The sequence below is a fragment of the Streptomyces muensis genome (genome assembly GCF_021474425.1).
GTDB lineage: Bacteria > Actinomycetota > Actinomycetes > Streptomycetales > Streptomycetaceae > Streptomyces > Streptomyces muensis.
In genome coordinates this window covers 1-14,744 of record NZ_JAKEIP010000209.1, presented here as the reverse complement: position 1 = coordinate 14,744, position 14,744 = coordinate 1, and the positions used below count along the sequence as shown (strand labels likewise).

The window sequence follows — 14,744 nt, the reverse complement described above, 5'->3', positions numbered from 1 at the left end:
GTCCGGCGTTTGAGGACGAGGCCCGGAGGGCCGATGGTGGGGGTCTGGGGGCTGCAGCCCCCAGGGATGGGACGGGTAGGGGCGGCGGGGGCGAGGAGTACGGGGTCAGTGGGAGGTGAGGGGGGTTTCGGAGTCGACTCGGGTTAGTTTTTCGGGGTTGCGGATGTAGTAGAGGGCGGTGACTCGGGTGTTCTCCACGCTGAAGGCCAGGACGCCGTCGATCTCGTCGTCGAGGCGCAGGATGAGCCCGGGGTTGCCGTTGATCGTCGTGGGTTCACCGGTGAGGACGCCACCGGCCTTGTCGATGCTGCCGGCCATGTAGCGGAGCGCCTTGTCGGCGCCGACGACCGGCCGCAGCGCCGCCAGCTTGAGGCCACCGCCGTCGCTGACGAAGACCACGTCGGGGGCGAGTACGTCCAGCAGCCCCTGCAAGTCCCCGGTTTCGAGCGCGCGCTGGAACGACCTCAGCGTGGCCCGGGTCTCCTCCGGCGACGCCGGTGTACGCGGCCGACGCGCGTCGACATGCCGACGCGCGCGGGAGGAGATCTGACGCGTGGCGGCAGCGCTCTTCCCGATCGCCGCCGCGATGTCGTCGTAGCCGAAGTCGAAGACCTCACGCAGCACGAAGACGGCACGCTCGGTCGGCGAGAGGGTTTCGAGGATGTACATGAGGGCCAGCGACAGGTTCTCGGAGAGTTCGACGTCCTCGGCCACGTCCGGCGCGGTGAGCAGGGGCTCGGGCAGCCAGGGCCCGACGTAGGCCTCCTTGCGGCGTTTGAGGGCGCGGAGCCGGTTGAGGGCCTGCCGGGTCGTGATCCGTACCAGGTAGGCACGCCGGTCGCGCACCCGCGCCAGATCGACGTCGACCCACCGCAGCCAGGTCTCCTGGAGCACGTCCTCGGCGTCCGCCGCGGATCCGAGCATCTCGTAGGCGACGGTGAACAGCAGATCGCGGTGGGCGACGAAGACCTCGGTCGCGAGGTCGGTGACGTGGTCGTTCATGTCGTGCGCTTCACCTGGTGGCCTTGCGTGCCCCGGACACCAGCTTGTTCAGGGTGAACCGGCAGGCGATCTCCTTGACCCCGGCGCCGGCCCGCCCGCCGATGCGGAGCGCGTTCACCTTGTCGTCGGGGTAGGAGAACTGGGTGACGCCCTCGCCCCGGCCGAGGCTGAGGCACTGCCCGGCGAAGAACATCCGGACCGGCGCGGGCGTCTTCCCCGCGATCCGGCGCAGGATCGTGGCGGCGGCCGCCGGCCCCAGCTGCACGGCGGCCTGACAGCTCATCCGGAACGGCCGGCCCGTCATGACCGCCGCGTCCCCGGCGGCGACGATCCGTACGTCGGCCACGCTGGTCAGCGTCGCGTCGGTGACCAGACGGCCGTCGGCGTCGGTGCGCAGCCCGCTGCGGGCGGCCAGGTCAGGGACACGGAATCCCGCGGTCCAGATCGTCACCGCGCTGGGCAGCTCACGGCCGTCGGCGAGCTGGACGGCGTCGCCGGTCACCTTCGTCACCCGCGCGCGGGGGCCTTCGAGGACGGTCACCCCCAGCGCGGCGAGCCGGCGGGCGACCGGGCGGCGGACCCGGGCGTGCAGGGAGGGGCCGAGCACGTCGCCACAGACCAGGGTGACGTCGCGGCCCGCTTCCGCCAGCTCGGCGGCGGTCTCCAGTCCGGTCGGGCCGGCCCCGACCACGGTCACCGGCGCCGACGCCGGCATCGCGTCCAGCGCCGCCCTCAGACGCCGCGCCCCCTCCAGGTCCGACACCCGGTGAGCGAACTCCGCAGCTCCGGGCACCTCGGGGTCGGCGGCGCCGCTGCCCACCGCGTAGACGAGGTAGTCGTACGGGACCGTGTCACCGCCCGCCAGCGTCACCCGGCGCTCGGCCGCGTCGATCAGGGTCGCGGTGTCGACCACCAGCCGGACCTTGCCCCCCAGAACCTCGTCGAAGCCCTCGACCGCGTCGTCGGAGCCGGTCACGAGCTGGTGCAGACGGATCCGCGACACGAAGTCGGGACGCGGATTGACCAGGGTCACCGTCACGCCGTCGCGCCGGGCCAGACGGTTGGCCGCCGTCACTCCCCCGTATCCGCCGCCGATCACCACTACGTCGACGTTCCCGTTCATCGTGTCTCCCTCGCGCTGTGGACTCGACATGGAGACACCGGCCACGTATCCGCTGTGACAGCTCACGGATGAGACGTGGCGCACATCGGGCGCGCACGGGTCATCCGGTTCCGGCGGCGCCCGTCGCCACGAGTCCCAGGAGGTTGTCGTGAATCTCGGTGAACCGGGCCCGCACGCGGCCGGCCAGGACGAGGCGATGGGGCGGGCCGCGCACGCGCTCTACCGGTCGGCCGCCCAACCGGTGACGGCAGGTGCTCACCGGATTCCGGGACTCGCTCGACCGCTGACGAGCCTGCCCCATGCCGCGCCCTACGCCACCTCCACCCGCAGGCCCTCCAGCCCCCGGATCACGAAGTTCGGCTTGCGCTCCGGATCCGCTGCCAGGCGCAGGGTGGGGGCCTGTTCCAGGAGGGCCGTCATCGAGGCGGCCAGTTCGATGCGGGCGAGAGGGGCGCCGATGCAGTAGTGGATGCCGGCGCTGAAGGAGATGTGAGGGTTCTCCTTGCGGGTGAGGTCGAGGTGGTCGGGGGTGCCGAAGACCTGGGGGTCGTGGTTGGCGGAGCCGAAGAGCATCGCGATCTCCGCGCCGCGCGGGATGGTCGTGCCGGCGATCTCGATGTCGTCGAGGACCCAGCGCTCGAAGAGCTGGAGCGGGGTGTCGTAACGCATCAGCTCCTCGATCGCGGACGGGACCAGGGAGTGGTCGGCGCGCAGGGCGGCCAGCTGGCCGGGGTTGCGGAACAGCGCCCACCAGCCGTTGACCGTGGCGTTCACCGTGGCCTCGTGGCCGGCGTTCAGGAGCAGGACGGCCGTGGAGATCATCTCCTGCTCGGTGAGCCGGTCGCCCTCGTCGTGCGCCTCGATCAGTCCGGAGATCAGGTCGTCGCCCGGCTCCTTGCGGCGGGCCGCGATCAGGTCCCGGAGGTAGTCCGAGAACTCGACCGAGGCCCGGACCGCCTTCGTCGCCGTCTCCTGCGACGGGTTCAGCTCGTACATCCCGCAGATGTCCGCCGACCACGGGCGCAGCGGGGCCCGGTCCGACGCCGGGATGCCCAGCATCTCGGCGATCACCGCGACCGGCAGGGGCTCCGCGACATCCGTCAGCAGGTCACCGCCGCCCGCCTCGACCAGGCCGGACACCAGCTCACCCGCCAGCTGCCGCACATACGGCTTCAGCCGCTCCACGGTGCGCGGCGTGAACGCCTTCGACACCAGCCGGCGGATCCTGGTGTGGTCCGGCGGCTCCAGGTCGAGCATCCCGTGGTCGTTGAGGACGTGGAAGGGCTCGTGCTCCGGCGGAGGCGCGGTCCGCCCGAAGTCCTCGTGGGTGAAGCGGTGCTGGTACGTCCGGCCCAGGCGGCGGTCGCGCAGCAGCGCCGAGACGTCCGCGTGGTGCGGGACCAGCCACTGGTTCGTGGGCTCGTAGTAGTGCACCCGGCCCCGGGCACGCAGCTCGGCGTAGGCGGGGTACGGGTCGGCCAGGAACGCCGGGTCCCACGGGTCGAAGGCGAGGGCGGAAGGAGCTGCCATGTCCGGACGTTAGCCCGGGCCTCCCCTCCCTGACCAGGGGGGTCGGGCCGGTATGTGCCGGGTGGGCACGTGTCCGCTCAGCCCGGTGTGACCAGCCGGGCCTCGTAGGCGAACACCGCCGCCTGGGTACGGTCCCGCAGCCCCAGCTTCACCAGGATCCGGCTGACGTGCGTCTTGATCGTCGACTCGGCGACCACCAGCCGCTCGGCTATCTCCGAGTTCGACAGGCCCTGCGCGATCAGCACCAGCACCTCCGTCTCCCGCTCGGTCAGATCCCCGTACGCCGCGTGCGCCGAGGACATCAGACGCGGGGAGTCGGACAGCTTGGAGAACTCCGTGATCAGCCGCCGGGTGACGGAGGGCGCGAGGAGGGCCTCGCCGGCCGCCACCACCCGCACCCCGTCGGCGAGCTGACGTGCCGAGGCGTCCTTGAGCAGGAAGCCCGAGGCGCCCGCGCGCAGCGCCTGGTACACGTACTCGTCGAGGTCGAAGGTGGTCAGCACCAGCACCTTGGACGTGCTGTCGGCCGCGACGATCTCGCGGGTCGCCTCTATGCCGTTCAGCTCCGGCATGCGGATGTCCATCAGCACGATGTCGGGGGAGAGTTCACGGACCCGGTCCACCGCCTCCCGGCCGTTGACCGCCTCGCCTACGACCTCGATGTCCGGCATCGCGTTCAGGAGGACCGAGAAGCCCTCGCGCACCATCATCTGGTCGTCCGCGATGAGTACGCGGATGGTCATGAGGCGTCCTCTGTCGTCGTGGCGACCGGCAGGAACACGGACACCTCGTAGCCGCCGTCCTCCGTCCGGCCCGCCGTCATCTCGCCGTTCAGCATCGAGACACGCTCCCGCATGCCGGTGATGCCGTGCCCCGCGCCCGGTGAGGGCTTGACCAGGGCCGGTGCGGGCGGCGGGCCGTTGACTATGCGCAGGCCGAGGCCGCCGAGGACGTACCCGATCTCCACCCGGGCGCTCGCGCCGGGCGCGTGGCGCAGGCTGTTGCTCAGGGCCTCCTGCACGATCCGGTACGCCGACAGCTCCACTCCGGGCGGCAGTTCGCGCACCGCGCCGATCGTCGCCTTCTCGACGCTCAGTCCCGCGTCCCGCACGTTCGCCAGCAGCGCGTCCAGGTCGGCGAGGGTGGGCTGCGGGGCGTCCGGGGCCTCGTAGTCCTCGGCGCGGACGACGCCCAGGATGCGGCGCAGTTCGGTGAGCGCCGCCACCGCGTTCTCCCGGATGGTGACGAAGGCCCGCTCCAGCTCCGGCGGTGGGTTCTCCACCCGGTAGGGGGCGGCCTCCGCCTGGATGGCGACGACCGACATGTGGTGGGCGACCACGTCGTGCAGCTCCCGCGCGATCGTCGTGCGCTCCTCCAGCAGCGTGCGCCTGGAGCGCTCCTGCGCGGTCACGGTCTGCTGGGCGCTGACCTCCTGCTTCGCTTCCCGGCGTATGTGCCACACGGCGACGACGAGCAGGACCATCGCGGAGATGACCATCATGGGGCCGGTGTTCGTGCCGTAGTAGCCACCGCCGACACCGGCGTCCGCCAGGAGGCCGTACGCCCCCGTCACCCCCCACATCCATGCCGCCGTGCGGGGCCTGGTGCGCACGGCCACGACCGTCAGCACGGTCAGATGGCAGGCGAGGCTGCCCGGCATCCACGGCCATTCGCCCGCGCCGCCGATCACCCCGACGACCGGGGTGGCGGCCATGGACAGCCAGAACGCTCCGACGGGCCGCGCCATGGTCAGCAGCACCGGGATCGCACAGAACGGACCGACCAGCAGGGCCGGCCCGTCCGAGTCGACACTGCCGATGAACAGGGTGAACAGGGCCGCCGTGGCGATCACGGCGTGCGGTGTCCAGGCCGCGTACTCGCGCAGACGGCCGGGCAGCCGGCGGGTCAGCGGGCCGTCCACCCGCATCCGCTGCAGCGGACGGTAGGCGAAGGCGTCGTGGAGCAGGTCCTGCCGTAGCCCTTGCAGGGCGTCCACGGCCAGCCGGAACTCCGGGCTGCGCGGCGGCTTGGCCCCGTCCCCCGGTGGCGATGTCTGCATGTGAGTCGTCTCGGTCACGTACAGAAAGGTAGGCGCAAGACGGTGTCGCGGTCGTCCCCAGTGAGAGGGGTTCCCGCAGGTCCATCTCAGGTACTACGGGTATCGCCCCTGGTGGCGCCGGGCCGGACGGCCCGCCCGCGATCAGCGTCCCGAGGGCCGCACCAGACCCGACTCGAACGCGAACACCGCCGCCTGCGTACGGTCCCGCAGCCCCAGCTTCACCAGGATCCGGCCCACATGGGTCTTCACGGTCTGCTCGGCCACGACGAGACGCTCGGCGATCTCCGCGTTCGACAGGCCCTGGGCGATCAGCGCGAGCACCTCCGTCTCGCGTTCGGTCAGCTCGCCGACCCGCTGCTTCAGCGGCGCCCGGGGACGCTTGTCCAGTCGGGAGAACTCGGTGATCAGGCGGCGGGTGATGCCGGGCGCGAGGAGGGCGTCACCGGCCGCCACGACACGGACCGCCTCGGCCAGCTGGTCGGCGGAGGCGTCCTTCAGGAGGAAACCCGAGGCGCCCGCGCGCAGTGCCTCGTACACGTACTCGTCGAGGTCGAAGGTGGTCAGCACCAGCACCTTGATCTGCGGTGTCGCCGTGGTGATGCGGCGGGTGGCCTCGATGCCGCCGAGCTCGGGCATCCGGATGTCCATCAGGACGACGTCGGGCACGAGCTCGGCGACCTTCTCGACCGCGTCCAGGCCGTCGACCGCCTGGCCGACCACGTCGATGTCGGGCTTGGTGTTGAGCAGCACGGTGAATCCCTGCCGGACCATCTGCTGGTCGTCGGCGATGAGTACGCGGATGGGGCTGCTCGTCATGGGAGGCGGTTCTCCTGTCAGGTGTGGGAGGGCGGCGGGGTGTCGCCCCGCGGAAGGAAGGCCGAGACCGCGAAACCGCCCTGCTCGGTGGGGGCCGCGGTGAGGTGGCCACCCAGCATCGTCGCTCGCTCGCGCATGCCGAGCAGGCCGTGTCCCGCACCTGGGGAGGGCGGCACGGTCCGCTGTGGACGGGAGTTGACGACGCCGAGACGCAGCCCGTGGAAGTCGTGCGCGACCTCGACGCGCACCTCGGAGCCCGGTGCGTGCCGCAGGGCGTTGCTGAGCGCCTCCTGGATGATCCGGTACGCGGACAGCTCGACGCCCGTCGGATAAGGGGGAGCCTCGCCTCTGATGTCGGTGCTGACGTCAAGGCCGGCGGCACGGGTGTTTTCGATGAGGGCGTCGAGCCGGTCGAGCATGGGCTGGGGGGCGTCGGGAGCGGCTCCGGCGCCGGGCTCGCCGAGGCCGTAGGGGTCCGCCGGGGTCCGGGGATTCTCGGAGCGCAGGACGCCCAGTACACGGCGTAGTTCGGTGAGGGCGTCCAAGGCGTTCTGCCGGATGCCGGCGAGGTTCTCCTTCAGCTCGTCGGAGGGGTTCTCCGCCAGGTGCGGGGCCACCTGGGCCTGGATGGAGATCACGGACATGTGGTGGGCGACCACGTCGTGCAGCTCGCGAGCGATGCGGCTGCGCTCCTCCAGCACGGTGCGCCGGGCCCGCTCCTCGGCGGTGATCGTGGTCTGTCTGCCGAGCTCGGCACGGGCTTCGCGGCGACCGCGCAGCGCCATGCCGAGCGCTGCCGCGACCGCGAACAGCAGGATGGCCAGCACCCCGGTGTCCTGCTGCTCCGGCGCACCCACCACGTTCTGCAGGACGTAGGTGACCAGCAGGGACAGGGCGAGCGCCGCGGCGGCCACCCGGGCGGGCACCCGCAGCGCGAGCAACAGCAGCACGAGGAGGTGCGCGATCAGCCCACCCGCCGTCCACGGCCAGGTGAAATCGTGCGCGTCCCCCGCGAGCAGCCGCTGCCGCACGGCGAGGGCCCCGAGCAGGGTGGCCGCCAGCGACAGCCACCAGGCCGGGATCGGCCGCCGCAGGGCGAGCACCACCGCGCCGCCCTGCGCGACCGCGATCGGGAAGGCCAGTCCGAAGGCCAGCCGCCCGTTGTCCTGGAGCTGTGCCGTGTCGCCGAGCGTGATGCCCAGCGCGGCCAGGCACAGCACGGCGTGCGGCAGCCACCGCACGTGCTCGAAGCGGGGCAGCGGGTCCGCCCTGAGGGTCCACAGATCCTCGCGCAGGACGCGCAGCCAGTGCCGCACTCGGCTCGCGAACGAACGCTGGGTCCCCGTCTCCGTCACGCGTCCAACCCTAGGCATGGTGGTGTTCCTTCACGTCACGTCCGCGAGCTGCCGGGCGGGACCGGACGATCCTGGACCGGCGGCCGGTCGGGCGGCGCGGTCCCTGCTCGTACGTACGAAAGGTCGCCCAGCACACGGCCAGCGCCAGGGTGAACAAGGGCAGCCAGGCCAGCCGGGCCGCCACCCAGCCCAGGTGGTCGGGGGCGGTGTGCAGGCCGGGGAGGCGGCCGGTCGGCAGGAGCGTGGCCGTGGTGGCCATCAGGGCCGTCTGGTGCCAGAGGAAGACCGTCATCGCGGAGAGGTTGAGCAGGGCCACCGCCGCCCAGGCCAGGGGCCGCCTCATCGCGCGGCGCAGCGGCTCGCGCAGTAGCAGTGCGAGCCCGCACTGGGCCAGGCCGAAGGCCACGGCGGCCAGCGTCGGCGGGTTGAGGTTGGAGATGCCCGCGCCGGGGACGCCGACCATCGACGCCGGGTAGCCCGCCCAGGCGACCAGCGCGGCCGTCGCCGCCGCCCCGCCGGTCAGCAGGATCCAGCCCGCGCGGCGGCGCTCCAGTTCACCTCGGGTCCAGGCCGCGCCCAGGGTGTACGGCACCAGCCAGCCCGCCGCCACGTTCACCCAGCCGAGCCAGGCGGGGGCGCCCAACCCGAAGCGGAGGAGGTCCACATGGAGGACGACGGCCAGGGGCCACAGAGGGTTGAGCCGGAGCAGCAGCGGCGTGGCCGCCGTCAGCGCCGCGAAGACCAGCAGGAACCACAGGGGGGACAAGGCCAGTCCGGCCAGGGTGTGGATCGTGTCGATGTCCGTGCCCGACAGGAACAGCAGCGCCGACGCCGCTGTCCACAGGGTGAGGACGGCCGCCACCGGCTTGAACAGCCGGGACAGCCGGGACCGCAGCCACTGCCCGTAAGTCGTCCCGCGCGCCCGGGCCGAGGTGTAGCCGCGGGTCGCCACATGGCCGCCGACCAGGAAGAACACGGCGAGCGTCTGGAAGGCCCAGGAGACCGGGGCCAGCCAGGGCATGGACCGCAGCGGGCTCGCGGTGTGCAGGCCGGCTCCGCCGCCGTCCGCCACCAGCGCGGTGACCAGCCAGTGGCCGAGGACCACGCCGAGGATGGCGAAGGCCCGCAGGGCGTCGACCGCCCGGTCCCGTCCGGCGGGGGTGGCGGCGTCGACGCGGGCGGCGCCCTGCCGTACGCCCCTCCACAGCGACACGGTAGACTCAGCCATGGGGTGCCTCCGGAGTCTCCCCGAGGACGATGCGGGTCAGGTTGGCCAGTGATGTGGAACCCGGCCGGAAGTAGTCGCTGTGACCGCCGGTGCCGGCCGCGAAGACCCGGGCGCCGAAGGCCGGGGACACCGGGTCGGTGCCGAAGCCGACCGTCGTGCCGAGCAGGTCGAGCCTGATGTGCGGGACCTCCGCGACCCAGTCGTCGCTGCCGCGAGCCGCCCAGACGCGGGCCGGGGTGTGCAGGGCCGCGGCGGTGTCCGCGCCGGTGCCGGGGCTGCCGACCAGGGCGATGTCGTCCACGTCGAGGTGGGAGGCGGCACGTCCGCAGACCACCGAGCCGTAGGAGTGGCACAGGAGTGAGAGGTGTGCCCCCTTGCCGGCCGTGACGGCACGCAGCTGCCGTACGAACTCCCGGAGCTTCGGGGCCGCTTGCTCGGCCCTGCCGGCTGTCGTGACCGTCGTGCTGACCGTGGCCGGTGTCTCGTAGCCGAGCCAGGCCACCACCGCGGTGCGCGTGCCCCGCGGGGCCTGCCGGGTGAGCCGTTCGTGCAGGGCGTGGGCGGCGTCGCGGAAACGGCCGTAGGTGTCGATGGAGGTGTCGGAGCCCGGCACCAGGACCGCGACGCGGTCGGCGTGCGCAAGGTCGCCGAACACCTCAGTCGCCAGGCCGGGGCCACGGCCGTCGAAGGAGAGGAAGTGACGGTCCGGGTCGGCCATCGCGCGGTCCGCCGTGGCGCGTTCGCGGTCACCGTGGGCCGCGGCCATACGGGAGGCCTCGGCGGCGTTGGCACGGTTCGCGGCGTACGTCTCGTCCAGCGTCGCCGCGCTCACCGGGGCGGCGAGGGCGGCCGGGGCCGGGGCGGGTATCGCGGGGCGCGTGGCACCGGCCAGCGGGACGACCACGGCACCGGTGATCAGGGTGGCGAGGAAGGCTCGGCGCAGTCGGTGCGTACGGCGGGCCTTCTTCGGCCCGTTCGGTTCCCTGGTCCCGCCCGACGCATGCGTCTCGCCCGACGAGCCCGCCTCGGCCGCTCCCGCAGTACGCCCCATGGTCGACTTCCCTCCCAGTCCGCCCGGCCATCGGGCTTGTCTGGAGGGGAAATTACGGATCCGGCTTGGTCGTCCGCGTCACGCCAGGGAGCTCACCTGCGACGTAGCTCTCAGGTATTACGGGTATGAAGGGGCCGCCCCCTTCCGGGACGCCCGCTCACACCCTCAGCGTCTCACCACGCCAACTGCGCGATCTCCTCCACCACCACCGCGCACGCGTCCGCCGCCGGATCGATCAGCGGGAAGTGGCCGACGTCCTCCAGCAGGGTCAGTCCGACCACCTCCCCCGCCCGCGCCGCCGCGTCCGCGTAGGACTCGGCGACCGCCTGCGGGACGACGTTGTCGGTGCGGCCCTGGACGAGGGTCGTCGCGATGCCGGTCGGGAGCAGGAGCGCGGGGTCGGCATAGGGCCGGCGCTCCGCGAACTCCGTTGCTCCGCCCAGGAGTTGCCGCGCCGCGCCCCCGCAGACGTCCAGCTTGTCGGCGACCGTGAAGTCGGCGATCGGGGCCAGCGCGACCACACCCCGCAGCGGCGCCGGACGGGCGGTGCGCCAGGAGGAGTCGGCGGGCAGGACATGGCGGGCCGCGGCCCAGAGGGCGAGGTGGCCGCCGGCGGAGTGGCCGGTGAGGACGGTCCGGCGCGGGTCGGCCTGCGGGAGCGTCTCCCGCAGGAGGGCGGGCAGCGCGTCCAGCGCGGCGGCGACGTCGTCGAAGGTGTCCGGCCAGCGCCCGGCGACCGGCCCGCCCCCGGTACTCGCGTCCGGCCCGGCGCCGGCGTCGCCGGAACCACCCTCACCGCGCCCGCTCCCCCCGGCCTGCGCCCCTCGCCGGTACTCCACATTGGCCACCGCGAACCCCCGCCGCGCGAGGAAGTCCGCGAACGGCGTGACATGGCGCCGGTCGTACGGCGCACGCCAGGCCCCGCCGTGCAGGACGACGACCAGCGGGGCCGGGACGCCGGCAACGGCCTCGCCGCGCGGGGCGTAGAAGTCGATCACCTGGTCGGGGTGGTCACCGTAGGTGGCGATGGCGTCGGGGTCGACGGGCGGGTGCGAGAAGGCGGACTCCTCTTCGGCGGCGGCCCGGGCTGCTGCGACGTCGTCCGGCATGCTCAACCTCTCAGCGACGAAACGGTTTTGGACGAAAGCGGGGGTGGCGGACCAGGTGGGAATTCGGCCGTTGGCGGGGACGGTATCAGGCGGGTGACGTGCGTGGACACGCGGATGTCACGCTGGGTGAGGGATAAACGGTTCCACCGCGCCGAACCCGGCACCGTACGTCCCGGAGGGCGTACCGCGCGTGTCCGCGCGGCCGTGCTGCGGACGGCCGGGGACATCCTGGTGGAACAGGGCTTCGGCGGCTTCGACCTCGCCGACGTGGCCCGCCGCGCCGAGGTCGGCAAGACGACCGTGTACCGGCGCTGGGGCTCGGTGACCGGGCTCGTCGCCGATCTGCTCGCCGACATGGCCGAGCAGTCGCTGCCGCGCGAGGAGACCGGCTCCGTCCTGGGGGACCTGCGGGCCAACGCCGTGCTGGTGCGACGGACGTTGGCGGACCCCCGCCAGGGCGCCCTGTTCCGCGCCGTCATCGCCGCGGCGACCTGCGACGAACGTACGGCGCAGGCGCTCCGCCGGTTCTACGAGGTACGGGTGGCGGAGTGGGCGCCGTGCGTCGAACAGGGCGTCGCGCGCGGGGAGTTGCCCGTCGGGACGGACGCCGAGGAGGTCGTACGGGCGGTGTCGGCTCCCCTCTACCACCAGTTGCTGACGACCGGGGTGGTCCCCGACGCCCCCGCCGCGGAGCGCGCCGCGCGGGCCGCGCACGCGGCTGCCGTGGCGGGGGTGTACGTCGGTTAGCGCGGCAGGGGCGTACGACGGTCAACGCGGCAGGGGCGTACGTCGGCGGTCAGCGCGGCAGAGGCGTACGACGGTCAGCACGACGCCTGCCGCCACGACAGCCGCACGAGCGCTACGACACCTTGGCCAGCACCCGCGCCAGCACCCGAGCCGCCCGCTCCACGTCCGCGAACCCCACATACAGCGGCGTGAACCCGAAACGCAGCACGTCAGGGCGGCGGAAGTCACCGACCACACCCCGCTCGACGAGCGCCTTCATCACGTCACCGGCGCCCTCGCACCGCAGCGCCACCTGGCTGCCGCGCTCCTCGTGGGCCACCGGAGTCACCGACTCCACGCGCCCCTCGGGCACATAGGCCGCCACGCACTCCAGGAAGAAGTCCGTCAGCGCGAGCGACTTGGCCCGCACCGCCTCGATCGACACGCCCTCCCAGACCTCCAACGCGGCCTCCAGGGCCAGCATGGAGAGGATGTCCGGCGTGCCGACGCGGCCGCGCGCGGCGCCGTCCGCCGGTGCGAAGTCGGCGCGCATGCCGAAGGGGTCGGCGTGGGAGTTCCAGCCGGGCAGCGGGGAGTCGAAACGGTCCTGGAGGTCCCGGCGTACGTACAGGTACGCCGGTGAACCGGGCCCGCCGTTCAGGTACTTGTACGTGCAGCCGACCGCCAGGTCGACCCCGTGCTCGTCCAGGCCGACCGGCAGCGCGCCCGCGCTGTGGCAGAGGTCCCAGACGGCGTACGCCCCCGCCGCGTGCACCGCGGCCGTGAGGGAGGGCAGGTCGTGCAGCCGGCCGGTGCGGTAGTCGACGTGGTTCAACAGCACGGCGGCCGTACGGTCGCTCAGCGCGGCCGGCACCTCCGCGGGCGTCACGGGGCGCAGCGTACGGCCGGTCATGCGCGCCGCCGACTCGGCGATGTACCCGTCCGTGGGGAAGGTGGTCGCATCGACGAGGATCTCGTCCCGGCCGGAACCGGCGGGCTCCGCGGAATCGGCCATCCGCACGGCCGCCACAAGTGCCTTGAAGACATTGACACTTGTCGAGTCGCCCACCACGATCTGCCCCGGCGCCGCACCGACCAGCGGGGCGATCCGGTCGCCGATCCGCTCGGGCGCGGTCCACCAGCCGCTCTCGTCCCAGGACCGGATGCGCAGCCGGCCCCACTGCCGCAGGACGACGTCCTCGACCCGCCCCGGCACATCGGCCGGCAGGGCGCCCAGCGAGTTGCCGTCGAGGTAGACGACCTCGTCGAGCACGAACTCCGCGCGCTTGGCGGCGAGTTCGTCGGTGGCGTCCCGCTTCTCCGCCTCGGCGGCGAGCTCCACGGCGAGTTCCCCGAATTCCTCTCCGAACCCGGCCCCTTCCCCGAACTCAGACATGGGACCTCGCCGTCCACAGCTCCGGGAAGACGTTCTTCCGCGCCCGCTTCTCCAGCCAGGCCACCCCGGCCGAGCCGCCCGTGCCGGACTTGGCGCCCATCGCGCGGCGGGTGGCGACGAGGTGGTCGTTGCGCCAGCGCCAGACCAGTTCGGCGAGGTCGGTCAACGCCTCGCCGAGGCGGGTGAGTTCGGAGTTCTGGTCACCGGAGTAGATGTCGGTCCACACGGCCTCCACCGCGTCCGACGGCTCGTACCGCTGGGACACGTCCCGCGTCAGCACGCTCTGCGGGACCGGGCAGCCGCGCCGGGCGAGGAAGCGCAGCACCTCGTCGTAGAGGCTGGGCTCGTGCAGGGCCTTCTCCAGCTCCGCGTGGACGCGCGGGGCGCCGCGGTGCGGGACCAGCATGGACGCGGACTTCTCGGCGAGCAGGAACTCCATCCTGCGGTACATCGCCGACTGGAAGCCGGAGCCCTCACCGAGGGCGCTGCGGTACGCGTTGAACTGGGCCGGCGTGAGCTGGCCGAGCGGCTTCCAGGAGGCGTTCAGGGCGTCCAGTTCCCGAACGGAACGCTTCAGGGCGTCGATGGCCACGCCCGGCCGGTCCTCGCGCAGGGCGCGGGCGGCGGTCTCCCATTCATGGACGATGACCGTGAACCACAGCTCCATCACCTGGGTCGTGACCAGGAAGACCATCTCTCCGGGGTCGTCGGAGAGGGTGTGCTGGAGGTGGGTGAGCACGTCCGCCTTGACGTAGTCCTCGTACGGCGTCGTGCCGGCGAAGTCGAGATTGGGAGTCTCGAACTCCTGAGGGTGGGACATCGCTGTCTCCTGTGTAACTCCGGGTAGCGGTCCGCCCTGCCGTTATCGGCAAAGGGGCCCCGGTCCCCACCCGGCATCCTCAGGTATCTCCCCCCGCATCGCAAGGCCCGCCCGGGTCACATGGCGGGCCTCACGTGGGGCCGGTCGGCGGGGTCTAGCCCAGAGTCTGGGCCGCCGTCGGCGAGGAGTCCTTCAGGAACTGGGTGCAGCGCTCGTACTCCTCCTGCTCGCCGATGGATCCGGCGGCGCGGGCGAGGGCGTGCAGGGCACGCAGGAAGCCGCGGTTCGGCTCGTGCTCCCAGGGGACCGGGCCATGGCCCTTCCAGCCGCTGCGGCGCAGGGCGTCCAGGCCGCGGTGGTAGCCCGTACGGGCGTAGGCGTACGACTCCACGACACTGCCGCGCTCGAACGCCTCGTCGGCCAGCTGGGCCCAGGCCAGGGAGGAGGTGGGGTACTTCGCGGCGACGTCCGCGGGGGCGGTGCCGCCGGCGAGCAGCTCGCGCGGCTCGGGGTCGTCGGGGAGGTGGGT

Annotated in this window: 14 protein-coding genes; 1 reads left to right on the top strand and 13 read right to left on the bottom strand. The window is 72.7% G+C overall.

Annotated features, from left to right (window positions below):
* Positions 1–105 precede the first annotated feature (105 nt).
* The 10 genes from L0P92_RS33255 to L0P92_RS33210 form a co-directional block, all read right to left on the bottom strand.
* The gene (locus tag L0P92_RS33255; protein WP_234766782.1) at positions 106–1,002 is read right to left on the bottom strand and encodes an RNA polymerase sigma-70 factor; all 897 of its coding nucleotides are present in this window, start codon (positions 1,000–1,002) and stop codon (positions 106–108) included.
* Positions 1,003–1,012: 10 nt separating this feature from the next.
* A complete protein-coding gene (locus tag L0P92_RS33250) occupies positions 1,013–2,125 on the bottom strand; it encodes an NAD(P)/FAD-dependent oxidoreductase (protein ID WP_234766781.1) in 1,113 nt (370 codons plus the stop codon).
* Between the two features lie 309 nt (positions 2,126–2,434).
* Complete coding sequence (locus L0P92_RS33245; protein ID WP_234766780.1) at positions 2,435–3,655, bottom strand: cytochrome P450; 1,221 nt, start codon at positions 3,653–3,655, stop codon at positions 2,435–2,437.
* Between the two features lie 77 nt (positions 3,656–3,732).
* A complete protein-coding gene (locus L0P92_RS33240) occupies positions 3,733–4,398 on the bottom strand; it encodes a response regulator (RefSeq protein WP_062723992.1) in 666 nt (221 codons plus the stop codon).
* Positions 4,395–5,732 carry a sensor histidine kinase gene (locus L0P92_RS33235; protein WP_234766779.1) on the bottom strand — a complete coding sequence of 446 codons (1,338 nt, stop codon included), beginning with the start codon at positions 5,730–5,732 and terminating at the stop codon, positions 4,395–4,397. Before L0P92_RS33235 ends, L0P92_RS33240 begins: the two co-directional genes overlap by 4 nt.
* 123 nt (positions 5,733–5,855) lie before the next feature.
* Positions 5,856–6,530 (bottom strand): response regulator, encoded by a 675-nt coding sequence (locus tag L0P92_RS33230; RefSeq protein ID WP_234766778.1) that lies wholly within the window; start codon positions 6,528–6,530, stop codon positions 5,856–5,858.
* 17 nt (positions 6,531–6,547) lie between these two features.
* A complete protein-coding gene (locus L0P92_RS33225) occupies positions 6,548–7,903 on the bottom strand; it encodes a sensor histidine kinase (protein WP_234766777.1) in 1,356 nt (451 codons plus the stop codon).
* A complete protein-coding gene (locus L0P92_RS33220; protein ID WP_234766776.1) occupies positions 7,896–9,113 on the bottom strand; it encodes an acyltransferase family protein in 1,218 nt (405 codons plus the stop codon). Before L0P92_RS33220 ends, L0P92_RS33225 begins: the two co-directional genes overlap by 8 nt.
* Positions 9,106–10,164, bottom strand: a complete 1,059-nt coding sequence (locus L0P92_RS33215; protein ID WP_234766775.1) for an alpha/beta hydrolase — start codon at positions 10,162–10,164, stop codon at positions 9,106–9,108. Before L0P92_RS33215 ends, L0P92_RS33220 begins: the two co-directional genes overlap by 8 nt.
* Positions 10,165–10,337: 173 nt before the next feature.
* Positions 10,338–11,273 carry an alpha/beta hydrolase gene (locus L0P92_RS33210; protein ID WP_234766774.1) on the bottom strand — a complete coding sequence of 312 codons (936 nt, stop codon included), beginning with the start codon at positions 11,271–11,273 and terminating at the stop codon, positions 10,338–10,340.
* 114 nt (positions 11,274–11,387) lie between these two features.
* On the opposite strand from L0P92_RS33210, the gene L0P92_RS33205 reads away from it, so the two are divergent.
* Entirely contained in the window at positions 11,388–12,020 is a 633-nt protein-coding gene (locus tag L0P92_RS33205; RefSeq protein WP_372497369.1) for a TetR/AcrR family transcriptional regulator, read from the top strand.
* A gap of 112 nt (positions 12,021–12,132) precedes the next feature.
* Here L0P92_RS33205 and kynU read toward each other — a convergent pair whose 3' ends face one another.
* The 3 genes from kynU to L0P92_RS33190 form a co-directional block, all read right to left on the bottom strand.
* Positions 12,133–13,395 (bottom strand): kynureninase, encoded by a 1,263-nt coding sequence (gene kynU, locus L0P92_RS33200; RefSeq protein WP_234766772.1) that lies wholly within the window; start codon positions 13,393–13,395, stop codon positions 12,133–12,135.
* Complete coding sequence (locus L0P92_RS33195; RefSeq protein ID WP_234766771.1) at positions 13,388–14,215, bottom strand: tryptophan 2,3-dioxygenase family protein; 828 nt, start codon at positions 14,213–14,215, stop codon at positions 13,388–13,390. The genes kynU and L0P92_RS33195 overlap by 8 nt, the downstream gene beginning before the upstream one ends.
* A 154-nt stretch (positions 14,216–14,369) precedes the next feature.
* Positions 14,370–14,744, bottom strand: a 375-nt coding sequence (locus L0P92_RS33190; protein ID WP_234766770.1) for a DUF3151 domain-containing protein, incomplete at its 5' end; no start/stop codon positions are given.